Here is a 26,408-nt window from a genome sequence, read left to right as displayed (position 1 = left end):
GTCCTCAGATACTGTTCTTCTTTGATTATCGCTAACACTTGAAATAACATTTTCAATTCGTTTGATAAATAATGGTTCAGGTAATTCTTTATCAATGAAATCAATAGCTGATACTAAATATTCAAAAGATACAGGCATAAACTCAGAATGTGATGTTACAAAAGCAATCACTGCTTGAGAATCAAGTTTTCTAATTTCTCTAGCAACGTCTAATCCTCTTTTGTCATCATCTTTTATTTCGATATCAAGTAAAAATAATTGATGATTTCCTCTCTCTGAAATGTCCTCTAAAAGCTGTTGAGGTTTTCCATAAACCTCAAAATGCCTATACTCAATCTTATTATCCACCAAAATTTTTTTGACAATATTTTCAATTCTAGTCTGTTGTAAAAAATTATCTTCTAGTATAAAAATATTCACTACTTCACTCCTATATATTTTTCCACTGATTTTTTAATATTGTAAAGTGTCTTCTAGAACAAGCAATGTCTGATACTCTATCATCCAAAAACATAATCGTTCTTGTCTCATGATTAAATCCTGCTATTTTATTTTTATTCACAAGAAACTTTCTATGGCATCTAATAAGTTCTTCTGCACTTTCCTCTTCGATTTTAGCTAGTGAGGTTGAAGCTTCAAAATTCCCTTCGGCTGTTACAAAAAGAACAGCATGAGCTTTTGTTGGGTGAGTTGTAACATAATAAATTTTAGAGAGTGGTACCTTTACGATAGCTCTATTTTGATATAAAATGTAGTCTTTCATATTTAGCCTCCTTCAATCAGTTTAATCTTATCAGAATGATGGAAATTAAATTATAAAAATCTCAAATGGTTTCTATACTATCTCAAATGGTAGAAATTTTCTTAATTTAGACATTTCATGATAAAATAGATACTTTTTAGTATCTCAATAATATTAATCTTTCTTTATTTGATAAACTAATATCTAATGAAAGGAAAGCTATGAAGGCAATTCAAATTTTACACTACTCTTTATTTGGCTATATTTTATCTCTGTATTTAAAATATTATTTCTTTAAAAAGAATACAAAAATTTTACAAGGACATAAGATTAACTACAAATATAAATCTTCTACTTATTTTATCATAAAATCAGGGTCTCTAACATCTAAAAAAATGAAACTCTATTTAAAATCTATCCAATTTAGTTCAAAAAAATCAGAAGTTATCATCATAGGCAGTCAGATTGATTATGATGAGCTTTATAGAAACCACTTTAGTGTGTTTGGTGTTATAGACATAACTAATAACAAATCATTAAAATATATTAAAGAAAAAATTCATTTTTACTTGGAAGAGCTCTATGAATTTAAGAAGGATAAGAGTGATTAAGTCTATGAAATAAAGTTTCAAGTTTTATAACTTTATATCCGTAATCACCTATCCATTAATTTTGATTTCTTCCTCCATATGCTAGAGTTTGATAGCAAATTATAGTTTTGTCTTAAAGTAGTCATATTTTGTCAGTCTTCTTTTTTCTGAGTTATTGAGATTGATTGGAACTTTTGAGGCTGGGCAAAATCTCAATTCCTGAAGAAAATTGAGTAAATCTTCCCACAAGAAAACGCATAATTTCAAGTTTTTCAACACCTGAAACTATGCATTTTTTAGTTCTAAAAAATTTTCGCCCACCTTAAATGGGTATTTCTACCATCTACTACTGGATTCATCATTGAAAATTGGGGGGTAACGAAACAGGATCTGCTTTACCCTAGAAAAGGAAAAGCAAACAAGAAACAAGCTAGTCCGAACTTTAAATCCGCTGGTAAATCTATCGAACAGCGTCCTGAAGCTATCAAGCTGCGATTGGAGAATGAACATTATGAGATTGATACCGTTCTACTTACAAGAGAGAAAAACTACTGTTTACTTGTCTTAACGGATCGAAAGAGCAGGCATCAAATCATCCCATTGATTCGAAATAAAAGCGCTGAGGCGGTCAATCAGACTCTAAAACTCATCTTAAAACAACATCAAATTCGTTCCATAACGGTAGATAATGGAACGAATTCAACCGCTTGTATAATGTGTTTTCTAAGGAATATATCTACTTCATTGAAAATTTGATTAATTACTATCCTAAAAATGTTTGAACTAGAAGTCACCTAGAGAAGACTTGTTGCTGGCTTACTTAAACTTGTAATTTGACCTCTTATGAGTGATTAAATTACTTCAATTCCTAGTCAAAATTAATCTACTTCCATATTTTTTTCAAAGCTATCTAATATTTTAAACAGAATATGCAAATTCGTATAACCCTGATTCATCTCTAATCTACGTATCTGTTGCCAAGAATCCATATAATTCTCCCCCAAAGCTTTGCTCTCAAAAATAGCAATCATCTGGTAAGGATCATTATCTATATCATCCAATAAATTATCTACTGCTACTGTTTTGGATTCGCTAGGTAAAATCTTATCAAACAACACATGTTCAAGATTGATAGAATTAAAATGAACGGAATATGCAATGGACTTTTTCTTCACTGTCAATGAACTTTCAGACAATTCCTTAATAACAGATACTAATTTTTTGGCTTTCTTCTGCCGAATTCTTTGAACGCTATCTCTTTTAGCTGCATTTTCAAAGAGAATTTTTTTATTTACCAAATCATATTTAAAAGCATTGACACTAGCATCAATGCTATAGTCGTTAGGATTTATAAATACACCATCAGTATCTGTTACAAAAGCAACATGAACAATCTGTGAGGCAGATAATTTGCTCTTTCTTAGATAACTAAGTAATTGGTCTTTTAAAATCGTAGTTCCATTTTTCCTTTCATTTTCACTCGAAGTAAAAATATCTCCATTTTGGATATCTATCGTAATATCAGATAAATTTAATTTCTGTTTAAATTCATCTACAATTGAATCCAGGCAGTCCGCATCCGTACTTCCTTCAACAAAAATCAAGAAAACCTTTTCTTCTTTTTTACTCACCGATATACTTACCTGCCTTTCTAAGAGCACGTCGCATTTTAGATTGACTCTGCCCTTTATAAAGCTCTTCATCTGCTCCTCCAATTTGAATAGAACGTAAATATAGGTCTCGAAGGTTGTTCGTCATCTTCACTCCCTTTAGAGTGATATATCGATTTTCTCTATTTGTCGTTGAAAAACGAATTTTGCGGGTTGGTAACATTTCTAAAATTCTAAGATTATGTGAAGTGAAAACCAATTGTCCACTGGCATCATTGGAGAAGATTTCCATCAATTCACCTAATAAATATTCAAATATCCCTGAATCGATTTCATCAATAAAGGCAATAATTCCTGGTTTATTGAAGACTTCAATAAGAAAACCAATCATACTGATAATTTTTCTAATTCCTTCAGATTCATGAATTAAGGAAAAAGTTTTTCCGTTGCGTTGTGCAAGGAAATTTACATTATAGTATTGATTTTCTTGTGAATCAATCGTCGAATCTCCCACGGTCATCTTCAAGGTTAAATCAGGAATAATAACAGGAATAATTTCATTCATGTAGCGAATGGTGTCTTCATATACAGTAAGAAGTTCTTGCGGTATAGGAGTACCTCCTTTATTTAAGATTGCAGGTAGTCCACCTTGGAAAGCATGATTCTCATTTTTATAGTTAATATTGATAGGCATAGCTCCCATACCTGTCAAATTCGCATACCGCTGGGTATAAATTCGAATATGACTACAAAATTCTTCTAGAATCTGGTAGGCTTTCTTTTCTATCTCTTTACCTTCTTGCTTTTCTAATCGGTTTTTAAATTCCTGGGAAAAAAGAACAGAAGATTTAGCTCTTAGTGCAGCATCTGCTAAAACTTCTATAGCATCCTTACTTATAAACTTGGAACGTGACTTCAAGCTTCCTTCTAGTTCACCCGATTCATCTCGTTCTAAAATTGTAAACTCAAATAAACGTTTGAACTGTGTCCGTGGTCTAAATTCTTTATAAGATATTATTTCATGTGCAAGATATACATTCTGTTCCACTGTAGATTCGTCTGAAATAAACTCAGCCTCATACCTCAGTAGAAGATTATTTTCAGACTCAATTTCTATACAAATCTTTGGCAGACGCTCTTCACTCGTATTGAAAATCCCAAAACTATCTTCAGGAATAGATTTTCCTGCCATAATAGTTTTTAAAATATCCATAGCGTCCACTACTGTTGTTTTACCTGATCCATTTTGACCATAAATACCCAAAAGATTAATGTATCCATTACTATCATAAAACTTTATATTGCCATGATCTACATTTTTTATTTGTTCAATTGTCAGTTCTCTCAATTTAATTGCCATTTTCGATAACTCCTAAATATTTCAACATTATTATATCACTTTTTTATAAAGAAAAAAAGAAAAATGATATAAAAAATTCCTTTTTTGTCTTGTTTTTTAAAAAAACAAGACAAAAAGGTTTAGTTATCTATAATAACTAAGATTCAACATATACATGGGAATGACTGTCATTAAATGTGCCAAGCCTATCAACCAGATAAGATGAAAAGACAGACCTATCACCTCCCCACCCCATATAATCCGAATCATACTGGTAGCGTGATACAAGGGCGAAAACCAGGTCAGCTCACGGAGGCAAGTAGAAAAGGACTTAGCCTTGTGCAGTATAGAACTAAATCCATTGTCTAAATTATTTGTTTAACTTTTTGGGTCAATACACTTTTGGTTCTAAAAAATTTTCGACCACCTCACACAACTAACAAAAGTTATCAGTAGACTTTACTTTGAAATTTGTGTTCTAACAACCATTTCGATTAGATAAATCTTTCAATCTTTCTTCTCCAGATTTAAGCATCTCTTTCTCCACTTGATTCCATTCTCCAAATAGTAAATCATGAAGAACGGTTGCTGCTGGAGTTGTATTTTCTTTTGAATCATATACACAACTTCTATCTCGTTGATAAATTTGAATTCTTTCAAAGATAGCTAGTTCTTCCAATTGCCGTGTATTATCAACTAGATGATTTACAATGAAATCATGATGTTCTTTTGGAGTTGCGCGTGCTTGATTTGGATTAATAGCGTACAGTTCTTCGTATCGGATAAGGGTGCTCAGATAGGACAGCTTAGGCTTTGTCGCAATCAAGGCTAATTGTACTTCATATCCCTTATTTTTCAAGAGTTGTGCTGTTTTCTTTGGAACATCAACTGTTCGTAAAGTTCCCTCTATCAAAAGATTGTATCCCAAACTACTCAATTTTGTTACTAAAGACTCTACCATTTTTCCTGCAAAATCTTTAGTGTATTCAACACTATCTTTACCATATACTTGCTGCAGTTCTAAATAGTGTGGATGCTGAGAACGAAAACTATCGCCATCTATGATAACAATATTTCCTTGAAATTCTTTCTGTTTAATTCGATGAATTGTAGTCTTACCAGCACCACTTTGCCCTCCAAGCAAAATCGCTATAGGTTGCTTACTGGACTTTTTTCCTCTTGTCAGAGAGCGAAGGTTCCTCTCTAAAGCATGTTTGAATTCACTATCGGTATAATCTTGGATTTCCATTAGGCTACCATCCGTTTTTCAGATATCTCTAACATACGTTCAATTCCATCCAAATAGCCGCTATACCTCTCTATTTCATCAAAATTCTCTACTAAATAGATATTCGTATGAATCAAGTCAGATAGATCATCACTCATTAAAATCCAAGGATTAGATTCATCATCAATGCTAATTCCCTGACTATCTTGATAACGATAGATTCGAGATAATAGATTAGCACCTCTTTCTTTCACTATTTCAATTTTTAAAGTCAATTCATAATCTTCAACAGGATTCAGCATTTTATCTTCTCCTACAATATCGACATAAGATACATTAAACTTCTGACAAATGATGTCTATTAATTCGGTAGAGACTGAACTCGTTCCATTTTCATAACGACTCAGACTATTTCGTGAAATACCTACAATCCGTGCAAATTCGGGTTGTGTTAAGTCATGTGTTTTACGTAAGGATTTTATGTTCTTTCCAATCATGGCAAACTCCTTTTATTTTTATACCACCATTATAACATTTAGAAAAAGTAAATGCACCATTTTTGGTGCATTATTGACTGTTTTTCCTAAATCTCTCTAAATTCTTTTCCAATTGTTCCTTATGAAGTTGATTCTTTGCTTCCTTTAATGTGTCGTCCAAAGTTTCTTCTCTATAAGTTGATTCTGTTTTTAGTTGTTCTGATCCTTGATCTGGAATGAAAATGATATCTAGCAGTCGGTCTATTTTTTCAAGATCTTGGACAGACATATCAGATAGTCTATGAATTAGCTTCTTAAATACATCACTATTGTCTTGGTTTTTCTTAAAAAGTTTTGTAAACATCTATAACCTCTCAAAAAAAGCAGCCTATCAGGACTGCTTAGTGTAATTCTGAAATCGCATCATAAATGGACTGCAATTTCTTATTGTCTTTATTCTTTGTGTCAATCAACGTATGTAGCTCTTCAATTTTCTTTTGACTACTTTGAATATCACTATTGTTATCCGCAATAAGTCTTTTAAGATGTTGCTGATAACTTGTAGTGATATCTGTCTCTTTTCCTGTTCTAACCTCTGTAATTTTGGGTTTAGAACTAGAATTTGATTCCGTCACAGGTGCTTGTTTTCGCTTTTGAAAAGCTGCTTCATAATTTACATCATTACCTCCTTGATGATTTCCAAATAAGGCCGCAATTTTATCTGGATCTTCTTGATTTTCTGATTTGCTTTCTAATGGTTGATTAAAATTCCAATCTTTTGTCATTCACTCATTTCATCCTTTCTAAATTCAGAATCATCGAATTGTCTTTCTTTGCCAAATGCATGGTCAAGAGCTTCTTCAAAACTCATGTGACTAATGCTTTGACGCCTTTTGAACGTCGCAAACATCGCTGTCTCCAGTTGTTCTTTGTAAGCAGCTAGTTTTTCTGACTCTCTTGCTACCTTGCTTTCTTGCCTAGTGACCTTTTCTTCTAAGCGTTCGATTATGGTCATATACGATCCTCCTTCATTCTAATATTAGCTAAAACATCTTGATTTTGTTATCACAATTCTAAACATTGAGAGGTTTGTCTTACTGGTTGATTCCTCAATGTCTCTTTTGCAGTCTCAAGTATCAATTGTAAATCTGATTTCTTTTCTCTAAGAACATCATTCCAGTCTATCTTTACTTTCCCAGATTCATTATCAGGTAAATCCAGTAAAACAGGAAATCCTGATTCAGATAACTTATCAGAAAAATCTTTTCCTGCATCATCACAATCTACCGCAAGTGTCAATAAATCAGGATGATTATCAAAATAGCTGGTGGTATCACGAATTGTATTCATCAAAGGCAATAACTTTGAAGGTATTACTGTATCTAAAAATTCCAACTTCTGATTTTCTTCAGCTATCAGTCGTAAAGTTTGATAAGCCACAACAGATCTTTTTAATCCCTCCATAGATACCAAACGAACATCTGATAGATTTTGTTGATGCAGTTCGTAATAGCTCATCAAGTCGATGAACGATTCACAAAAGACCAGTCTATTTGGTTTACCAATGTCAAAGGATATTCCAACATGTCCATGGCTTCCTTTTAGAATCGTTTTTAACCTCTCTCTAGGAAGAGAATGATTCTTATAAATCCCTTGTAAGCTTGCTGCCTGCATCTTGTGACGATGATCAAAACTTTTAAAAACAATAACAGGTTCAACAGTTTCATTTGTTTTCCAACGAGCTTGTACTATCAAACCTTGTTGAATCATCTTTTGTACGATTTCTTCTGAAATTCCTCTACATTCTGTTAAGTAATATCTGGCCAGACTACAGTTAGAATCTTCTATTCCCTTTAAAGGATAATAAAATGGTTTCTCTCTTTTTTCTTGAACAGCTTCTTTTTGAAAAGGTTCTTCAGAAAGAAAAGCTAGAGCTTCTTTAAAGGAAATTCCCTTAACAAGTCGAACAAAATCAATGACATCACCTTGAATATCTCTTGAAAACCATTTAAAAGTATTGGTATTCGAAAAAATCCGAAATGAATCGTGTTCAGGATGTTCATAGACAAAACTAGAAACTTGTTTAAAGGAGATACCTAAACGATTGGCTACATCAAGAATTGAAATTTGCTTACATTCTTCTATTTCCATGCAATATCATCATTTTGTCGTAGTATTTGGCAATGATGGAACTGATGATGATTCTTCTAAGGTTTTGGGAGTTGTCTTATCTAAATCATCTAATCCAGATTTCCAAACCTGCACTTGATTGACCAATAACTTACCAGGTAGTTTAGAATAGGACAATTTAACCGTTCTGGTTTCTGTCTGATTGGTCTTTGATTGGTTGGCATTCTTTAAATCGGATACATAGGTTACATTATAAGAGACCATGGCAATGGCTTGATTCGTAGTCTGATTGACAAAGATATCAGCTTTTTCAAAATGATAATCCAAAATATAGTCCTTATACACTTGATTCATGGCATCGTTTTGACTTGTCAATTCTTGAGAATAAGCCGATTCAGTCATATAAGGTTGAATACGTATATTATTTTCCCCTAGTTTTTCTTTCGTATAGTACTGTGTCAAAAATTCTTTTACAGTATCTGATGACAAAATACTTGCCTTATCTTCTGCTTGTTTGTCCTCTACAAGTTTAGCTGCAGCCAATTTTTTTATTACTATTTGATATTATCATTATTATTGGATTATATCAATAACATTAATGAGTCTGGGTAAAAACTCAATTTCAGGAGTAAATGAAATGAATATTCCCATAATAAAACGCATTATATCAAGTTTTTTGGACAGCCTTTGTTCGAAAATTATTTTAACTCATAGTTGATGATTCCATAAATTGAAAAGTTTTATACTTAGCATTAAAATGCTCAATTTTAATACGTATTACAAGTATCTCTATTAAACTTCTTATCCTCTTCAGTCAATAGATGCTTTTTAGAATTTTTAACAGGAATGAAGGTTATATTATGAATATTCATAATGCATAAATAATCCAAATACAGAAAATCAAGTGATTGCTCTGGCAAACTTGACCTATCCTTTCTTAAAAAGAGTAAAATCATGTGTATGACCTTCTTAAAAAACTAATTAGCAGGCATGAAGTGGTGTTAAATCGAGTATGATTTGTGTCTTCATGGTGTGTCTCTTTTTTCCTGAATAATTTTACTTTGGTTTCTTTTAGGACGTTGAAATAGGACTTTCTATGACATCAATAGCTATAGTGACACTTGCTGCTTTTAAGTTGTCTAAGGCAAATAGACCTGAAGAACGAAGAGTATCTTCTACCAATATTATCGTTCGGTGACTGTCGCTAATCCAAGACCAAAATCAAAAGCTAGGAGACGTAGAGTTGGTCAATAGAATAAATAACGCAAGTTTAGCATCAACTGTTTTTATAGACTTAGCGTTTTTGGACGTCCTCCTTTATAGTGTTTGGTTTTATAAGCTTTATTTAGACAGGATATCTTCGTTGGGAAGGTGTCCTTTTTTACACTAATAAATAATTTAAAGTTCTCAGAAGTTAGTTGCATGATCTTTTGTAAATAGTTTTCTTAACTATAGTATAGCATAGTACAGTATGCATTTTATTTTTTTCCAATAAGTCTATTATACTTCAAAGACAGCTAGTTTTATTTTTTTCTCTGAACTGTACGATTTTGCGCCTGAAATGTAGGAATTACCTTTCGTTGTGATGTGATAAAACTTACAAGTTCTTTTTGTTATTCTTGACCTAGTTTTTATAGAAAGAAGGTCTAAGATGTTAAATAAAGTCAAAACTAAAGCCTTAATTAGTGTTGGAGCAGTGGCTGCAACTAGCTTTATTCTCATGATGGGATATACTGCTGGGCAACATTCTACTGCTAAACAAAGTCGCAAAGAAATCGAATTTGATAGTATTTTTTCATAATCTGTCACGCTTTCTAATGATTTTTTATGGTAAATGGAGATAAATATGATTATAGGTGAAACTTATAGAAAAATACGAGAAGGAAAAGGTATTTCTATTTCTTCATTAGCAGGTGCAGAAATTTCAAAGTCTCAAATATCTAGATTTGAATTAGGAGAGACAGAAATCTCATTTTTTAAATTATTATATCTACTTGAAAAAATAGGTGTAACACTAGAGGAGTTTTTGCTTTCATGTAATAATTATCAGCCTTCAGACTTCAATACCTTGATACGCTTAGTTCAACAGGCTGCATACAATCAAGAAATCAAATCATTACTTAATATGGTAAGTAAAGAGATGGAACTGTTTAGAGAAACCAAATCTCATTATCATAAGTTAAACGCTATTTTCATTGAAAGTATTATCTATGGAATTGATAATACTCATCAATTGAGTAATCAAGACACCTCTTATCTTACTAATTATTTATTTTCTGTTGAAAACTGGGGATATTACGAAATTCTTATTCTTGGAAATTGTTGTCGAGCAATATTACCAAATTTATTATTTAGATATGCCAAAGAGGCGCTTAAAAAAGGAAAGTTGTATAGTTCTATACCTAGAAATAAACAAGCTCTCGTTCAATTACTTCTTAATTCACTTCTTATTATGATTGAAAACAGCTTATATGAGGAAGCTTTATTTTTAGAACAAGCTACTAAGAATATATTATCTAATTCCACAGATTTTTTTGAACAAACTATTCTTTTGTATTTAGAAGGATTTTTTGAACTTAAATTTCATCATAATCAAAAATCAATTTTAAAAATAGAAGATGCTTTAAAAATTTTTGAATTATTCAATAAAACATTATACAAAAATTATAAAGATTACTACAAAAAAAAATATTATCATTTTATTACAATGTGGTAATTCCTATTTTGAATAATTGCTTTTTTTGAAAAACTTTTTAATTCATCTAAAGAAATCAATTCCAGCTCTTCAGCAATACTATCCCAACTTGGAATATCAAATAATTTTTCTCTACAAATTGTTTTTAAATATTCATTTTTATTAACTTCACAATTTATGTACAATTCATTGATTACTCTTTTTTTAGCCTTATAAAATAATAGTTCATCAGATAAATCGGATTCATTAACAAGATTGTTCTCCAGTGTTTTAATCAATTTTTTCTTATAGATTGTAGGTGTTATAGTTACTATTTTTAGTAAAGTCATATTACTATAAAATATTGGGTATGATACAATACTATATATCCATTGCTTTTGTGTCCTTAACTTATGGCCTAATAATGAATCTTTAATACCAGTTAACATCGAGTTTAAGATACTTAACATTGCCATTTCATGAGATGATGCTACCATACCAGATATATCTAGATACATAGAAATTTCAGAAAGTTCTTGTTGTTTATCTAATTCCGTTAAACCAGTTGAAAAAGCCGGAGAGTTAATTTCTACAGATGATCCACTTAAAGGTAACATATTTTCAATACTTATGATTTCACTTTGTAGAAAACTTGGACCAGCAATAGCAATCTGGAATTCTCCTGCTTGAATATTTTTTATATAAAAATAGCATAAAAATCTAGTTATCCGCATAAAAACTGGACTTATCACACTTTATCAAGGTCAAAACCACTCAATTTACTACTAATTTACTACTTATGAATGAGCTTTGATACGACGATTTATCCTTGAAAAGTGAAGATATAAAGATACTTCCAATAAAATTTGAATATTTAATAGGTAGACACTTCAAAAAATGAGGTGTCTATTTTTTTACCCGATTTTGAAAGGAAGTGAACTTATGAAAACAAAAAATCAAGAATCAAAAGGTCGTTCCCCACTCTTTAAGACCATCAAACATTCATTCAGCCAATAAAAAAGAAAGGATAGGTAAAAATATGGAACTTAAATTTGTGATTCCCAACATGGAAAAAACATTCGGCAATTTAGAATTTGCTGGCGAGGATAAAGTCGTTCAGCGAAGAATCAACGGACGGCTAACTGTCTTATCAAGAAGCTATAATCTCTATTCTGATGTTCAAAGAGCAGATGATATTGTGGTGGTGCTTCCTGCTGAAGCTGGCGAAAAACATTTCGGCTTTGAGGAACGTGTGAAGTTAGTCAATCCACGTATTACCGCAGAGGGCTACAAAATCGGCACTCGTGGTTTTACAAATTACCTTTTACATGCTGACGACATGATAAAAGAATAAAGAAAGAGAGGAAAAATGATGAGATTAGCAAATGGCATTGTATTAGATAAAGACACGACTTTTGGAGAATTGAAATTCTCTGCTCTACGTCGTGAAGTGAGAATCCAAAATGAAGACGGGTCGGTTTCAGATGAAATCAAGGAACGTACCTATGACTTAAAATCCAAAGGACAAGGACGCATGATTCAAGTAAGTATTCCTGCCAGCGTGCCTTTGAAAGAGTTTGATTATAACGCACGGGTGGAACTTATCAATCCCATTGCGGACACCGTTGCTACTGCCACCTATCAAGGAGCAGATGTTGACTGGTATATCAAGGCAGACGATATTGTGCTGACAAAGGATTCTAGTTCATTCAAAGCTCAACCACAAGCAAAGAAAGAACCGACACAAGACAAATAGTCGCTAGGTAGAAAGGAGACTTTTTCGCATGAAACAGCGTGGTAAAAGGATTCGCCCATCTGGTAAAGATTTAGTCTTTCATTTTACGATAGCGTCACTCCTGCCTGTTTTCCTGCTGGTTGTCGGACTGTTTCATGTGAAGACAATCCAGCAGATCAACTGGCAGGATTTTAACCTATCACAAGCAGATAAGATTGACATTCCCTATTTAATTATCAGTTTCAGTGTCGCAATTCTTATCTGCTTGCTGGTAGCGTTTGTATTCAAACGGGTTCGCTATGATACGGTTAAACAACTTTACCACCGTCAAAAACTGGCAAAGATGATACTTGAAAACAAGTGGTATGAATCTGAACAGGTCAAAACAGAGGGTTTCTTTAAAGATAGTGCTGGTCGTACAAAAAAGATAACCTACTTCCCTAAAATGTATTATCGACTTAAAAATGGCTTGATACAGATACGGGTGGAAATCACGCTGGGAAAATATCAAGACCAACTCTTACACTTGGAAAAGAAATTAGAGAGTGGCTTGTACTGTGAGCTGACGGATAAAGAGTTAAAGGATTCCTATGTGGAATATACTTTGCTCTATGACACCATAGCCAGTCGTATTTCTATTGATGAAGTAGAAGCTAAAGATGGTAAACTTCGCTTAATGAAAAACGTATGGTGGGAATATGATAAGCTCCCTCATATGTTGATTGCTGGTGGTACAGGTGGCGGTAAAACTTACTTTATACTGACACTGATTGAAGCCTTGCTTCATACAGATTCAAAACTGTATATTCTTGACCCGAAAAATGCTGACCTTGCGGACTTAGGTTCTGTGATGGCAAATGTCTACTATAGAAAAGAAGACTTGCTTTCTTGCATTGAAACATTCTATGAAGAAATGATGAAACGTAGTGAGGAAATGAAGCAGATGAAGAACTATAAGACTGGCAAAAATTATGCTTACTTAGGTCTCCCGGCACACTTCTTAATCTTTGATGAATACGTCGCTTTCATGGAAATGCTGGGAACAAAAGAAAACACCGCAGTTATGAATAAGCTGAAACAGATTGTCATGTTAGGTCGTCAAGCTGGCTTCTTTCTAATACTGGCTTGTCAACGTCCAGACGCAAAATATTTAGGCGACGGAATCCGTGATCAGTTTAATTTCAGAGTGGCTTTAGGTCGTATGTCTGAAATGGGCTATGGCATGATGTTTGGCAGTGACGTACAAAAGGATTTCTTCTTAAAGCGAATCAAAGGTCGTGGCTATGTTGATGTAGGAACAAGTGTCATATCAGAGTTTTATACTCCCCTTGTACCAAAAGGATATGATTTCTTGGAGGAAATTAAAAAGTTATCCAACAGCAGACAGTCCACGCAGGCGACGTGCGAAGCGGAAGTCGCAGGTGTGGACTGATCTTGCTGGCTGGTGTGGCAATAGCCACGCCAGCACTTAACCCCCCGTATCTAACAGGGGGGTACAAATCGACAGGAAACAGTCAAAAAAACATTAGAAAATCCTTTGGTTACAAGGGATTTACAAAATTTCAGCGTATGTCAAATGGGCTTTAAAAGTTGACATACGCCTTTTTGATTGGAGGGATTTTTACTGAATGAACAAACTTGGTTACAGCATTTAAAAGAAAAACGCTTGGCTTATGGACTATCTCAAAACCGTTTAGCTGTTGCGACTGGTATTACAAGGCAGTATCTAAGCGATATTGAAACAGGAAAAGTCAAGCCATCAGAGGATTTACAGCAGTCCCTTTGGGAAGCTCTGGAACGCTTCAATCCCGACGCTCCCCTTGAAATGCTGTTTGATTATGTAAGGATTCGCTTTCCGACAACAGACGTACAGCAGGTGGTCGAAAACATCTTACAACTGAAACTGTCCTATTTTCTTCATGAGGACTATGGTTTCTATTCTTATTCAGAGCATTATGCTTTAGGCGACATATTCGTCCTTTGCTCCCATGAACTGGACAAAGGAGTTCTGGTGGAATTGAAAGGTCGTGGGTGCAGACAATTTGAAAGCTATCTTCTGGCACAACAAAGAAGCTGGTATGAGTTCTTTATGGACGTTTTGGTGGCTGGCGGTGTGATGAAACGCCTTGACCTTGCCATTAACGATAAGACAGGGATTTTGAATATCCCTGTACTCACTGAAAAGTGCCAACAGGAAGAATGTATCTCCGTCTTCCGCAGTTTTAAAAGCTATCGCAGTGGCGAACTGGTACGCAAAGAGGAAAAGGAATGTATGGGAAACACCCTCTATATCGGTTCATTACAAAGTGAAGTTTATTTCTGTATCTATGAAAAGGACTACGAGCAGTACAAGAAAAATGATATTCCCATTGAAGACGCAGAAGTAAAAAACCGTTTTGAGATTCGATTGAAAAATGAGCGTGCCTATTATGCAGTCCGTGATTTACTCGTCTATGACAATCCAGAGCATACCGCCTTTAAAATTATCAATCGGTATATCCGTTTTGTAGATAAAGACGATTCCAAACCTCGTTCTGATTGGAAACTGAATGAAGAATGGGCTTGGTTTATTGGGAACAATCGTGAACGATTAAAACTAACCACAAAACCAGAGCCTTACTCCTTCCAAAGGACGCTGAACTGGCTATCTCATCAAGTTGCCCCGACCTTAAAGGTTGCGATTAAACTTGATGAAATCAACCAGACGCAGGTTGTAAAAGACATTCTCGACCATGCGAAACTGACAGACCGACACAAGCAGATTTTGAAGCAACAGTCAGTAAAAGAACAGGACGTGATAACAACAAAAAAATAACTCAAATACAAATTCATTGAATATAGAGAGGAGAACATTTTTATGAATTTTGGACAAAACCTTTATAACTGGTTTCTATCAAACGCTCAATCACTGGTGCTTTTAGCAATCGTTGTGATTGGCTTGTATCTTGGCTTCAAGCGTGAGTTTAGCAAACTGATTGGCTTTTTAATTATTGCGATTATTGCGGTTGGCTTAGTCTTCAACGCTGCTGGAGTAAAAGACATTTTACTAGAGCTATTCAATCGCATTATTGGTGCTTAAATAAAACCGTTCTTTTGTGGAATATAAGTGGTTTTCTTATGTTCCGCAAAGGAATGGTACACCAAACGAAGTGCGGTAGGGATTTTTGAATCTCTACAAAGAAAGGACGTGAATATATGGACGATATGCAAGTCTATATTGCGAATTTAGGCAAATACAATGAGGGCGAATTGGTCGGTGCGTGGTTTACCTTTCCCATTGACTTTGAGGAAGTCAAAGAGAAAATCGGCTTGAATGATGAATATGAGGAATACGCCATTCATGACTACGAGTTACCCTTTACGGTTGACGAATACACTTCCATTGGCGAACTCAATCGACTATGGGAAATGGTATCGGAATTACCCGAAGAATTACAATCGGAGCTATCTGCTCTGCTCACTCATTTTTCAAGCATTGAAGAACTAAGCGAACATCAAGAGGATATTATCATTCATTCCGATTGTGATGATATGTATGACGTGGCACGCTACTACATTGAAGAAACGGGTGCTTTAGGCGAAGTACCAGCTAGTCTTCAAAACTATATTGATTATCAAGCCTATGGTCGGGATTTAGACCTTTCAGGAACGTTTATCTCAACCAATCATGGGATTTTTGAAATCGTCTATTAAATCTGTCGGTACATTACTACTGGCAGATTTTCTATTTTACGGGGTGGCTCAATCAGCTACCCCTATTTTTTATGAAAGGATTGATTACATGAAGAAAATACGAAGCTATACCAGTATCTGGTCTGTGGAAAAGGTACTGTATTCTATCAATGATTTTAGACTTCCGTTTCCCATAACCTTTACGCAAATGACATGGTTTGTCGTGTCACTCTTTGCAGTGATGATACTTGGCAACTTGCCCCCTCTTTCCATGATAGAGGGAGCATTTCTCAAATACTTTGGGATTCCTGTGGCTTTCACATGGTTTATGTCTACAAAAACTTTTGATGGTAAAAAGCCTTATGGATTTTTGAAGTCTGTCATTGCTTATGCACTGCGACCAAAGCTGACCTATGCAGGAAAAAAAGTAACGCTTGGCAGAAACCAGCCACAAGAAGCCATTACAGCAGTTAGGAGTGAATTTTATGGCATATCCAATTAAATATATTGAAAACAATCTGGTCTGGAATAAAGATGGGGAATGTTACGCTTACTATGAGCTTGTTCCCTACAATTACTCATTTCTAAGTCCGGAACAGAAAATACAAGTACATGATTCTTTCAGACAGCTTATCGCACAAAATCGTGATGGCAAGATTCATGCTTTACAAATCAGTACAGAATCCAGCATACTTTCTGCACAAGAACGTTCCAAAAATGAAGTCACTGGAAAGCTCAAAACGGTTGCCTATGACAAAATCGACCAACAGACAGACGCTTTAATATCCATGATTGGCGAAAATCAAGTGGACTACCGTTTCTTTATCGGTTTTAAGTTGCTTCTCAACGATCAGGAGTTTTCTATGAAAAGTCTTACCGTTGAAGCAAAAAATGCTTTTACTGATTTTGTCTATGATGTGAACCATAAGCTGATGGGCGATTTTGTTAGTATGAGTAATGATGAAATCCTGCGTTTTCAGAAGATGGAAAAGCTTTTAGAAAATAAAATCTCCCGTCGTTTCAAAATCCGAAGATTAGATAAGGACGACTTCGGCTATCTGATTGAACACCTTTACGGACAGACAGGCACTGCCTATGAAGAGTATGAGTATCCTCTATCAAAGAAAAAGCTGGAACATGAAACACTGATTAAAACCTATGACCTCATTAAGCCTACTCGCTGTCTGGTGGAAGAAAAACAGCGATATTTGAAAATCCAGCAGGAAGACGAAACCGCCTATGTAGCTTACTTTACCATCAACAGTATTGTCGGCGAACTGGACTTCCCGTCCTCTGAAATCTTCTACTACCAGCAACAGCAATTTACCTTTCCGATTGATACGTCAATGAATGTGGAAATTGTAGCGAATCGTAAAGCCCTATCTACTGTCCGCAATAAAAAGAAAGAACTGAAAGACTTGGATAACCACGCATGGCAAAGTGATAATGAAACCAGCTCTAATGTGGCGGAAGCTCTGGAAAGTGTGAACGAGCTGGAAACCAATTTAGACCAAAGCAAGGAATCTATGTATAAGCTGTCCTATGTTGTAAGGGTATCAGCAAATGACCTTGACGAACTTAAACGTCGTTGTAATGAAGTGAAAGATTTCTATGATGATTTGAGCGTGAAACTGGTACGACCTTTTGGGGATATGCTGGGCTTACATGAAGAATTTTTACCTGCCAGCAAAAGATATATGAATGACTATATTCAATACGTGACCTCTGATTTCCTCGCTGGTTTAGGTTTTGGTGCTACTCAAATGCTGGGTGAAAATGAGGGGATTTATGTTGGCTACAGCTTAGATACTGGACGCAATGTCTATCTGAAACCTGCTCTTGCCAGTCAAGGGGTTAAGGGTTCAGTAACCAATGCGTTAGCGTCTGCCTTTGTCGGTTCGCTGGGTGGTGGTAAATCCTTTGCGAATAACCTTATCGTCTATTATGCAGTGCTTTATGGGGCACAAGCAGTGATTGTAGACCCAAAAGCAGAACGTGGCAGATGGAAAGAAACCTTGCCAGAGATTTCCCATGAAATCAATATCGTCAATCTGACTTCTGATGAGAAAAACAAAGGCTTACTTGACCCTTATGTAATTATGAAAAATACCAAAGATTCTGAATCACTGGCTATTGATATTTTGACATTCCTTACGGGGATTTCCTCTCGTGATGGGGAACGCTTCCCAATCCTTAGAAAAGCCATTCGTGCAGTAACCAATAGTGAAGTGCGAGGGTTGATGAAAGTGATTGAAGAATTACGGGTTGAGAATACGCCACTAAGTACCAGCATAGCCGACCATATCGAAAGTTTTACAGACTATGACTTTGCCCATCTGCTTTTTAGTGATGGTTATGTAGAGCAGTCTATCAGCCTTGAAAAACAACTGAACATTATACAGGTTGCCGACTTGGTACTTCCTGACAAGGAAACTTCCTTTGAGGAATATACCACAATGGAGTTACTATCGGTAGCAATGCTGATTGTCATTAGTACCTTTGCGTTGGACTTTATCCATACAGACCGAAGTATTTTCAAGATTGTAGACTTAGACGAAGCATGGAGCTTCTTACAGGTGGCACAAGGGAAAACACTATCTATGAAGCTGGTTCGTGCTGGTCGTGCTATGAACGCTGGGGTATATTTCGTGACCCAAAATACAGATGACCTCTTAGATGAAAAACTGAAAAATAACCTCGGCTTAAAATTTGCCTTTCGTTCCACTGACCTTAACGAGATTAAAAAAACCCTTGCCTTTTTTGGTGTAGACCCAGAGGACGAAAACAATCAGAAGCGATTGCGTGATTTGGAAAACGGGCAATGCCTTATCAGTGATTTATATGGTCGTGTCGGTGTGATACAGTTCCACCCTGTATTTGAAGAACTGCTCCATGCCTTTGATACCAGACCACCTGTGCGAAAAGAGGTGTAAATGTGAAACCATCAATATTAAACAGAATAAAATCAAACTGGACGCTGAAACGTCTAGGTAAAGTGGCAATGACAGTGGCTTTCACACTTGTGATTGCCATTTTTCTTTTAGCCATGCTGGGAACGGTGGTTCAAGCTGCGGGCTTGGTAGATGATACGGTCAATGTGGCAAATGAATACAGCCGATACCCACTTGAAAACTATCAACTGGATTTTTATGTGGATAATAGCTGGGGCTGGCTACCGTGGAACTGGTCGGACGGAATTGGAAAACAAGTCATGTATGGACTATATGCCATTACCAATTTTATTTGGACAATCAGTCTTTATGTTTCCAATGCGACGGGTTACTTAGTACAGGAAGCCTATTCCTTAGACTTCATTTCCGCTACAGCAGATTCCATTGGCAAGAATATGCAGACCCTTGCAGGGGTTACGCCTAGTGGACTATCAACAGAGGGTTTCTATGTTGGATTCCTTTTACTCTTGATTTTGGTTCTTGGGGTTTATGTTGCCTATACAGGACTGATAAAGAGAGAAACCACAAAGGCAATTCATGCCCTCATGAATTTTGTGCTGGTTTTTATCCTATCGGCTTCCTTTATTGCCTATGCTCCCGATTATATTAAGAAAATCAATGACTTTTCATCAGACATCAGCAACGCTAGTTTGTCACTGGGTACAAAAATTGTCATGCCCCATTCAGATAGTCAAGGCAAGGACAGTGTGGACTTGATACGTGACAGCCTATTTTCCATACAGGTTCAGCAACCGTGGCTACTGCTTCAATATAACAGTTCAGACATTGAAAGTATTGGTATTGACCGTGTGGAAAGCCTGCTCTCAACCAGTCCAGATTCCAACAATGGGGAAGACAGAGAAAAAATTGTTGCGGAAGAAATTGAAGATAGAAGCAATACCAATATGACGATTACAAAGACGATTAACCGTTTAGGTACAGTCTTCTTCCTATTTGTCTTCAATATTGGGATTTCCATATTTGTATTCCTATTAACAGGAATCATGATTTTCTCGCAGGTACTTTTTATCATCTATGCTATGTTTCTGCCTGTGAGCTTTATTTTAAGCATGATTCCATCATTTGATGGTATGTCAAAACGAGCCATAACAAAGCTCTTTAATACCATTTTGACACGAGCTGGAATCACATTGATTATTACGACAGCATTTAGTATTTCAACCATGCTCTATACCTTATCGGCTGGTTATCCGTTCTTTTTGATTGCTTTTCTACAGATTGTGACCTTTGCAGGAATCTACTTTAAGCTGGGCGATTTAATGAGTATGTTTTCTCTACAGAGTAACGATTCTCAAAGTGTGGGAAGTCGTATGATGAGAAAACCTCGTATGCTTATGCACGCTCACATGCACCGTCTACAGCGGAAACTTGGACGCTCCGTGACTGCTTTAGGGGCTGGGTCTGCCATTGCCAGTGCTACGGGTAAAAAAGGACAGTCGGGTTCGGGAAGTTCTGCGAGTACACAAGCAGATCACTCTCGACCAAACGGGCAGGAAAAATCAACACTAGGAAAGCGTATCGGTCAAACCATCGGTACAGTAGCTGATACCAAAGACAGAATGGTAGATACTGCTGGTAATTTGAAAGAACAGGTTAAGGATTTGCCGACCAATGCAAGATATGCAGTATATCAAGGAAAATCTAAAGTGACGGATAATGTCCATGATTTAACCAGAAGTATTTCTCAAACCAAAGCGGATAAAGCCAGTGGACGCAAGAAACAGCAGGAACAAAGACGGAAAACCATTGCGGAGCGTCGCTCTGAAATGGAACAGGTCAAACAGAAAAAACAGCCAGCTTCTTCCGTTCATGAAAGACCAGCCACTAAGCAAGAACAATCTCATGATGGACAGACTTCAAGGCAAACAACTGTACAGGCTTCCTATAGGGAATCTCAACAAGCCAAACAAGAGCGTCCAACAGTTAAGTCCGATTCTTCAAGTTTAAAAACGGAACGTCAAAGTAATACAGTTCAAGAAAGAACGGTTCAAAAGCCAGTAACTTCAACTGCACCAACAGATAGAGCTTCACAACGTTCAATCACAAAAGAACGTCAGTCTACTGTTCAAAGAGTACCACTACAAAATACAAAAAGTAGACCACCAATCAAAACCGCCACCATTAAGAAAGGCAGTAAGAAACCATGAAGCTGAAAACTTTAGTGATTGGTGGTTCGGGATTATTCTTGATGGTCTTCTCACTGCTTCTGTTTGTCGCCATTTTATTTTCAGATGAACAAGATGGCGGTTTTTCCAACATTCACTATGGCGGTGTGGATGTTTCCGCAGAAGTGCTGGCTCATAAGCCTATGGTAGAAAAAGTTGCCAAAGAATATGGAATTGAAGAATACGTCAATATACTTCTTGCGATTATACAGGTGGAATCGGGTGGTACAGCAGAAGATGTTATGCAGTCCTCGGAATCCCTCGGTCTTCCACCTAATTCATTGAGTACAGAAGAATCCATTAAGCAAGGTGTGAAGTATTTCAGTGAGTTATTAGCCAGTAGCGAAAGGCTTGGTGTAGATTTAGAATCGGTTATCCAGTCCTACAATTATGGTGGTGGTTTCTTAGGATATGTGGCTAATCGTGGGAATAAATATACCTTTGAACTGGCTCAAAGTTTCTCAAAAGAGTATTCGGGTGACGAAAAAGTGTCTTACCCCAATCCCATAGCCATACCTATCAATGGGGGCTGGCGATACAATTACGGGAATATGTTTTATGTGCAACTGGTAACGCAGTATCTTGTCACAACAGAGTTTAATGATGATACAGTACAAGCCATCATGGACGAAGCTCTGAAATTTGAAGGCTGGAAGTATGTCTATGGCGGAGCTTCCCCGACTACCTCTTTTGATTGTAGCGGACTGACACAATGGACGTATGGAAAAGCTGGAATCAACTTACCACGAACAGCACAACAGCAATATGATGTAACCCGGCATATCCCATTATTGGAAGCAAAAGCCGGCGATTTGGTTTTCTTTCATTCTACCTATAACGCTGGCTCTTATATTACTCATATCGGGATTTATTTAGGCGATAACCGTATGTTTCATGCAGGCGACCCTATCGGTTATGCCGACTTAACAAGCTCTTACTGGCAACAGCATTTAGTGGGAGCAGGACGAATCAAACAATAAGAAAGGACGATTCAATGATGAAATTCGGAAAAAATCAGAATACAGAAAAACAGACACCAAAGGAAAAGAAACCTCGTGTCTATAAGGTCAATCCTCGTAAAAAGGTTGTGATTGTCCTATGGGTACTTTTAGGACTTAGTTTCAGCTTTGCGATATTCAAGCACTTTACAGCCATTGATACCCATACCATTCATGAAACCACCATCATAGAAAAGGAATATGTCGATACTCATCATGTGGAAAATTTTGTAGAGAACTTTGCGAAAGTCTACTATTCATGGGAACTAAACGACAAGTCCATTGATAATCGCATAGAAAACCTGAAAGCATATCTGACAGAGGAACTTCAAGCTCTGAATGTCGATACAGTTCGTAAAGATATTCCTGTATCGTCTTCTGTAAAAGGATTTCAGATATGGACGGTAGAAGCAGATGGCGACAATCAATTTGATGTAACCTACAGTGTAGACCAGCTCATTACAGAGGGAGAAAATACAAAGACCGTCCACTCTGCTTATATAGTGAGTGTCTATGTAGATGGTTCTGGAAATATGGTACTGGTTAAGAATCCGACCATTACCAACATACCTAAGAAATCAAGTTATAAACCAAAAGCCATTGAAAGTGAGGGGACGGTTGATTCCATTACAACCAATGAAATCAATGAGTTTTTAACGACGTTCTTCAAGCTCTATCCTACAGCGACAGCCAGTGAACTTTCCTACTATGTGAATGACGGGATATTAAAACCAATCGGAAAAGAGTACATCTTTCAAGAACTGGTAAATCCTATTCACAATCGTAAGGATAATCAAGTCACGGTATCGCTGACAGTGGAGTATATCGACCAGCAGACCAAAGCAACGCAGGTATCTCAATTTGATTTGGTACTTGAAAAGAACGGGAGTAATTGGAAGATTATAGAATAACAAATATTGGTACATTATTACAGCTATTTTGTAATCACGTACTCTCTTTGATAAAAAATTGGAGATTCCTTGACAAATATGCTCTTACGTGCTATTATTTAAGTATCTATTTAAAAGGAGTTAATAAATATGCGGCAAGGTATTCTTAAATAAACTGTCAATTTGATAGTGGGAACAAATAATTGGATGTCCTTTTTTAGGAGGGCTTAGTTTTTTGTACCCAGTTTAAGAATACCTTTATCATGTGATTCTAAAGTATCCGGAGAATATCTGTATGCTTTGTATGCCTATGGTTATGCATAAAAATCCCAGTGATAAAAGTATTTATCACTGGGATTTTTATGCCCTTTTGGGTTTTTGAATGGAGGAAAATCACATGAAAATTATTAATATTGGAGTTTTAGCTCATGTTGATGCAGGAAAAACTACCTTAACAGAAAGCTTATTATATAACAGTGGAGCGATTACAGAATTAGGAAGCGTGGACAAAGGTACAACGAGGACGGATAATACGCTTTTAGAACGTCAGAGAGGAATTACAATTCAGACAGGAATAACCTCTTTTCAGTGGGAAAATACGAAGGTGAACATCATAGACACGCCAGGACATATGGATTTCTTAGCAGAAGTATATCGTTCATTATCAGTTTTAGATGGGGCAATTCTACTGATTTCTGCAAAAGATGGCGTACAAGCACAAACTCGTATATTATTTCATGCACTTAGGAAAATGGGGATTCCCACAATCTTTTTTATCAATAAGATTGACCAAAATGGAATTGATTTATCAACGGTTTATCAGGATATTAAAGAGAAACTTTCTGCCGAAATTGTAATCAAACAGAAGGTAGAACTGTATCCTAATATGTGTGTGACGAACTTTACCGAATCTGAACAATGGGATACGGTAATAGAGGGAAACGATGACCTTTTAGAGAAATATATGTCCGGTAAATCATTAGAAGCATTGGAACTCGAACAAGAGGAAAGCATAAGATTTCAGAATTGTTCTCTGTTCCCTGTTTATCACGGAAGTGCAAAAAACAATATAGGGATTGATAACCTTATAGAAGTGATTACGAATAAATTTTATTCATCAACACATCGAGGTCAGTCTGAACTTTGCGGAAAAGTTTTCAAAATTGAGTATTCGGAAAAAAGACAGCGTCTTGCATATATACGTCTTTATAGTGGCGTACTGCATTTGCGAGATTCGGTTAGAATATCGGAAAAGGAAAAAATAAAAATTACAGAAATGTATACTTCAATAAATGGTGAATTATGTAAAATCGATAAGGCTTATTCCGGGGAAATTGTTATTTTGCAGAATGAGTTTTTGAAGTTAAATAGTGTTCTTGGAGATACAAAGCTATTGCCACAGAGAGAGAGAATTGAAAATCCCCTCCCTCTGCTGCAAACGACTGTTGAACCGAGCAAACCTCAACAAAGGGAAATGTTACTTGATGCACTTTTAGAAATCTCCGACAGTGACCCGCTTCTGCGATATTATGTGGATTCTGCGACACATGAAATCATACTTTCTTTCTTAGGGAAAGTACAAATGGAAGTGACTTGTGCTCTGCTGCAAGAAAAGTATCATGTGGAGATAGAAATAAAAGAGCCTACAGTCATTTATATGGAAAGACCGTTAAAAAAAGCAGAGTATACCATTCACATCGAAGTTCCGCCAAATCCTTTCTGGGCTTCCATTGGTTTATCTGTATCGCCGCTTCCGTTGGGAAGTGGAATGCAGTATGAGAGCTCGGTTTCTCTTGGATACTTAAATCAATCATTTCAAAATGCAGTTATGGAAGGGATACGCTATGGTTGCGAACAAGGATTATATGGTTGGAATGTGACGGACTGTAAAATCTGTTTTAAGTATGGCTTATACTATAGCCCTGTTAGTACCCCAGCAGATTTTCGGATGCTTGCTCCTATTGTATTGGAACAAGTCTTAAAAAAAGCTGGAACAGAATTGTTAGAGCCATATCTTAGTTTTAAAATTTATGCGCCACAGGAATATCTTTCACGAGCATACAACGATGCTCCTAAATATTGTGCGAACATCGTAGACACTCAATTGAAAAATAATGAGGTCATTCTTAGTGGAGAAATCCCTGCTCGGTGTATTCAAGAATATCGTAGTGATTTAACTTTCTTTACAAATGGACGTAGTGTTTGTTTAACAGAGTTAAAAGGGTACCATGTTACTACCGGTGAACCTGTTTGCCAGCCCCGTCGTCCAAATAGTCGGATAGATAAAGTACGATATATGTTCAATAAAATAACTTAGTGTATTTTATGTTGTTATATAAATATGGTTTCTTGTCAAATAAGATGAAATATTTTTTAATAAAGATTTGAATTAAAGTGTAAAGGAGGAGATAGTTATTATAAACTACAAGTGGATATTGTGTCCTGTATGTGGAAATAAAACACGATTAAAGATAAGGGAAGATACTGAATTAAAAAAATTCCCCCTCTATTGTCCGAAATGCAGACAAGAAAATTTAATTGAAATAAAGCAGTTCAAAGTAACTGTGATTACAGAGCCAGACGCAAAGACGCAGAGCCGATAAAATGAGATTAATACAATCTCATTTTATCGGCTCTTTCCGTTATGTATGGATTCTTTTAATTAGTCTTCGATGTTTCTTGCTTCGTTGATACCGCTGGCTAAAGATTCCATTAAGGATAGTTCTTTGTCTGTAAAGCTATCCATGTATTTCTCTATCTGTAATCGTCGGGTGCTTTTTACCAAGTTATTAGCAGGTAAGAAAAATTCATCAACGGAAACATGAAGTAACGATACAAGGTCATAAAGAACTTGTATGCTGGGGTGTTGCCCTTTATTTTCAATATTAGTTAAGTACCGTGGGTCAATTTCAATCAATGCTCCCACTTGTTCACGAGTTAAACCTCGTTTCAATCGAGCTTCTTTAATGGCTAAACCAAAGGCTCTAAAATCATATTTATCTTCTTTTTTACGCATAGTAGACCACCTCTATACATTTTATTGTTCCTACTGAATTAAAAACAGGTATAGAAAAACGTGTTATATGGTTTGAACTGCACCCCAAAAGTTAGACAGAAAAAATCTAACTTTTGGGGTGTTTTTATTATGAAATTAACTTATGATGATAAAGTTCAAATCTATGAACTT

General features: G+C 35.8%; 30 protein-coding genes and 2 pseudogenes. 19 read left to right on the top strand and 13 right to left on the bottom strand.

Annotated features, from left to right (window positions below):
- Nucleotides 1-420: response regulator (locus tag HT717_RS04915; protein WP_173304543.1), on the bottom strand; the 420-nt coding region annotated here is incomplete at its 3' end.
- 10 nt (nt 421-430) lie between these two features.
- Nucleotides 431-763, bottom strand: a complete 333-nt coding sequence (locus tag HT717_RS04910; RefSeq protein ID WP_153225841.1) for a LytTR family DNA-binding domain-containing protein — start codon at nt 761-763, stop codon at nt 431-433.
- A 200-nt stretch (nt 764-963) separates the two neighbouring features.
- On the opposite strand from HT717_RS04910, the gene HT717_RS04905 reads away from it, so the two are divergent.
- Together HT717_RS04905 and HT717_RS04900 are read left to right on the top strand one after the other, a co-directional pair.
- Nucleotides 964-1,353, top strand: coding sequence for a hypothetical protein (locus HT717_RS04905; protein WP_173304542.1), 390 nt, complete (start codon nt 964-966; stop codon nt 1,351-1,353).
- A gap of 305 nt (nt 1,354-1,658) precedes the next feature.
- Nucleotides 1,659-2,164: pseudogene (locus tag HT717_RS04900) on the top strand (IS30 family transposase); the annotation flags it as partial.
- Between the two features lie 46 nt (nt 2,165-2,210).
- On the opposite strand, the gene HT717_RS04895 reads toward HT717_RS04900, so the two are convergent.
- The 9 genes from HT717_RS04895 to HT717_RS04855 form a co-directional block, all read right to left on the bottom strand.
- On the bottom strand, nt 2,211-2,963 hold the full coding sequence (locus tag HT717_RS04895; protein ID WP_004248111.1) for a hypothetical protein: 753 nt from the start codon (nt 2,961-2,963) through the stop codon (nt 2,211-2,213).
- Nucleotides 2,956-4,302, bottom strand: a complete 1,347-nt coding sequence (locus HT717_RS04890; RefSeq protein ID WP_000985608.1) for an ATP-binding protein — start codon at nt 4,300-4,302, stop codon at nt 2,956-2,958. The genes HT717_RS04895 and HT717_RS04890 overlap by 8 nt, the downstream gene beginning before the upstream one ends.
- Nucleotides 4,303-4,759: 457 nt before the next feature.
- Nucleotides 4,760-5,530: a type II toxin-antitoxin system toxin PezT gene (gene pezT / locus HT717_RS04885; RefSeq protein ID WP_173304541.1), complete on the bottom strand. Its 771-nt coding sequence runs from the start codon at nt 5,528-5,530 to the stop codon at nt 4,760-4,762.
- Nucleotides 5,530-6,006 carry a type II toxin-antitoxin system antitoxin PezA gene (gene pezA / locus HT717_RS04880; protein ID WP_173304540.1) on the bottom strand — a complete coding sequence of 159 codons (477 nt, stop codon included), beginning with the start codon at nt 6,004-6,006 and terminating at the stop codon, nt 5,530-5,532. The genes pezT and pezA overlap by 1 nt, the downstream gene beginning before the upstream one ends.
- A gap of 70 nt (nt 6,007-6,076) precedes the next feature.
- Nucleotides 6,077-6,349: a hypothetical protein gene (locus tag HT717_RS04875; protein WP_024057777.1), complete on the bottom strand. Its 273-nt coding sequence runs from the start codon at nt 6,347-6,349 to the stop codon at nt 6,077-6,079.
- A gap of 37 nt (nt 6,350-6,386) precedes the next feature.
- Complete coding sequence (locus HT717_RS04870; RefSeq protein WP_024057778.1) at nt 6,387-6,770, bottom strand: DUF5945 family protein; 384 nt, start codon at nt 6,768-6,770, stop codon at nt 6,387-6,389.
- The gene (locus tag HT717_RS04865; protein ID WP_002933293.1) at nt 6,767-7,000 is read right to left on the bottom strand and encodes a DUF5965 family protein; all 234 of its coding nucleotides are present in this window, start codon (nt 6,998-7,000) and stop codon (nt 6,767-6,769) included. The genes HT717_RS04870 and HT717_RS04865 overlap by 4 nt, the downstream gene beginning before the upstream one ends.
- 50 nt (nt 7,001-7,050) lie before the next feature.
- On the bottom strand, nt 7,051-8,136 hold the full coding sequence (locus tag HT717_RS04860) for a toprim domain-containing protein (RefSeq protein WP_078238485.1): 1,086 nt from the start codon (nt 8,134-8,136) through the stop codon (nt 7,051-7,053).
- 9 nt (nt 8,137-8,145) lie between these two features.
- Nucleotides 8,146-8,673: a peptidylprolyl isomerase gene (locus tag HT717_RS04855; RefSeq protein ID WP_173304544.1), complete on the bottom strand. Its 528-nt coding sequence runs from the start codon at nt 8,671-8,673 to the stop codon at nt 8,146-8,148.
- Between the two features lie 1,093 nt (nt 8,674-9,766).
- On the opposite strand from HT717_RS04855, the pseudogene HT717_RS04850 reads away from it, so the two are divergent.
- Together HT717_RS04850 and HT717_RS04845 are read left to right on the top strand one after the other, a co-directional pair.
- A pseudogene (locus HT717_RS04850) lies at nt 9,767-9,895 on the top strand (peptidylprolyl isomerase); the annotation flags it as partial.
- A gap of 66 nt (nt 9,896-9,961) precedes the next feature.
- A complete protein-coding gene (locus HT717_RS04845) occupies nt 9,962-10,831 on the top strand; it encodes an Rgg/GadR/MutR family transcriptional regulator (protein ID WP_050296671.1) in 870 nt (289 codons plus the stop codon).
- On the opposite strand, the gene HT717_RS04840 is transcribed toward HT717_RS04845, so the two are convergent.
- On the bottom strand, nt 10,810-11,523 hold the full coding sequence (locus HT717_RS04840) for an insulinase family protein (protein ID WP_050078398.1): 714 nt from the start codon (nt 11,521-11,523) through the stop codon (nt 10,810-10,812). The two genes, HT717_RS04845 and HT717_RS04840, sit on opposite strands and share 22 nt — an antisense overlap.
- A 305-nt stretch (nt 11,524-11,828) precedes the next feature.
- Here HT717_RS04840 and HT717_RS04835 point away from each other — a divergent pair, with 305 nt between their 5' ends.
- The 15 genes from HT717_RS04835 (at nt 11,829) to HT717_RS04765 (ending at nt 25,824) form a co-directional block, all read left to right on the top strand.
- The gene (locus HT717_RS04835) at nt 11,829-12,143 is read left to right on the top strand and encodes a YdcP family protein (RefSeq protein ID WP_000420682.1); all 315 of its coding nucleotides are present in this window, start codon (nt 11,829-11,831) and stop codon (nt 12,141-12,143) included.
- 15 nt (nt 12,144-12,158) lie between these two features.
- The gene (locus tag HT717_RS04830; protein ID WP_000985015.1) at nt 12,159-12,545 is read left to right on the top strand and encodes a YdcP family protein; all 387 of its coding nucleotides are present in this window, start codon (nt 12,159-12,161) and stop codon (nt 12,543-12,545) included.
- Nucleotides 12,546-12,573: 28 nt separating this feature from the next.
- Nucleotides 12,574-13,956, top strand: a complete 1,383-nt coding sequence (locus tag HT717_RS04825; RefSeq protein ID WP_016398735.1) for an FtsK/SpoIIIE domain-containing protein — start codon at nt 12,574-12,576, stop codon at nt 13,954-13,956.
- A gap of 2 nt (nt 13,957-13,958) precedes the next feature.
- The gene (locus HT717_RS04820) at nt 13,959-14,111 is read left to right on the top strand and encodes a hypothetical protein (protein ID WP_000879507.1); all 153 of its coding nucleotides are present in this window, start codon (nt 13,959-13,961) and stop codon (nt 14,109-14,111) included.
- Between the two features lie 22 nt (nt 14,112-14,133).
- Nucleotides 14,134-15,339: a MobT family relaxase gene (gene mobT, locus HT717_RS04815; protein WP_000398284.1), complete on the top strand. Its 1,206-nt coding sequence runs from the start codon at nt 14,134-14,136 to the stop codon at nt 15,337-15,339.
- Nucleotides 15,340-15,381: 42 nt separating this feature from the next.
- Nucleotides 15,382-15,603, top strand: coding sequence for a hypothetical protein (locus HT717_RS04810; RefSeq protein WP_001009056.1), 222 nt, complete (start codon nt 15,382-15,384; stop codon nt 15,601-15,603).
- A gap of 116 nt (nt 15,604-15,719) precedes the next feature.
- On the top strand, nt 15,720-16,217 hold the full coding sequence (locus tag HT717_RS04805) for an antirestriction protein ArdA (protein ID WP_000342539.1): 498 nt from the start codon (nt 15,720-15,722) through the stop codon (nt 16,215-16,217).
- 88 nt (nt 16,218-16,305) lie between these two features.
- The gene (locus HT717_RS04800) at nt 16,306-16,698 is read left to right on the top strand and encodes a conjugal transfer protein (RefSeq protein WP_000723888.1); all 393 of its coding nucleotides are present in this window, start codon (nt 16,306-16,308) and stop codon (nt 16,696-16,698) included.
- Nucleotides 16,682-19,129, top strand: a complete 2,448-nt coding sequence (locus HT717_RS04795; RefSeq protein WP_000331148.1) for an ATP-binding protein — start codon at nt 16,682-16,684, stop codon at nt 19,127-19,129. Before HT717_RS04800 ends, HT717_RS04795 begins: the two co-directional genes overlap by 17 nt.
- A 2-nt stretch (nt 19,130-19,131) precedes the next feature.
- Nucleotides 19,132-21,315, top strand: a complete 2,184-nt coding sequence (locus HT717_RS04790; RefSeq protein ID WP_002345008.1) for a membrane protein — start codon at nt 19,132-19,134, stop codon at nt 21,313-21,315.
- On the top strand, nt 21,312-22,313 hold the full coding sequence (locus HT717_RS04785) for a bifunctional lysozyme/C40 family peptidase (protein ID WP_020224359.1): 1,002 nt from the start codon (nt 21,312-21,314) through the stop codon (nt 22,311-22,313). Before HT717_RS04790 ends, HT717_RS04785 begins: the two co-directional genes overlap by 4 nt.
- 14 nt (nt 22,314-22,327) lie before the next feature.
- A complete protein-coding gene (locus tag HT717_RS04780; protein WP_044793435.1) occupies nt 22,328-23,242 on the top strand; it encodes a conjugal transfer protein in 915 nt (304 codons plus the stop codon).
- A gap of 244 nt (nt 23,243-23,486) precedes the next feature.
- Nucleotides 23,487-23,603: a tetracycline resistance determinant leader peptide gene (locus HT717_RS04775; protein ID WP_001814923.1), complete on the top strand. Its 117-nt coding sequence runs from the start codon at nt 23,487-23,489 to the stop codon at nt 23,601-23,603.
- A gap of 15 nt (nt 23,604-23,618) precedes the next feature.
- Nucleotides 23,619-25,538 carry a tetracycline resistance ribosomal protection protein Tet(M) gene (gene tet(M) / locus HT717_RS04770; protein ID WP_000691744.1) on the top strand — a complete coding sequence of 640 codons (1,920 nt, stop codon included), beginning with the start codon at nt 23,619-23,621 and terminating at the stop codon, nt 25,536-25,538.
- Between the two features lie 118 nt (nt 25,539-25,656).
- Nucleotides 25,657-25,824, top strand: a complete 168-nt coding sequence (locus HT717_RS04765; protein ID WP_000336323.1) for a cysteine-rich KTR domain-containing protein — start codon at nt 25,657-25,659, stop codon at nt 25,822-25,824.
- 59 nt (nt 25,825-25,883) lie between these two features.
- On the opposite strand, the gene HT717_RS04760 is transcribed toward HT717_RS04765, so the two are convergent.
- A complete protein-coding gene (locus HT717_RS04760; protein WP_001227347.1) occupies nt 25,884-26,237 on the bottom strand; it encodes a helix-turn-helix transcriptional regulator in 354 nt (117 codons plus the stop codon).
- Nucleotides 26,238-26,408: the final 171 nt, after the last annotated feature.

Source organism: Streptococcus sp. 959 (assembly GCF_013277075.1).
GTDB classification, from domain to species: domain Bacteria; phylum Bacillota; class Bacilli; order Lactobacillales; family Streptococcaceae; genus Streptococcus; species Streptococcus pseudopneumoniae_C.
Note: the sequence above shows the minus strand (reverse complement) of the source record. Positions and strands in the feature narration are given on the sequence as shown.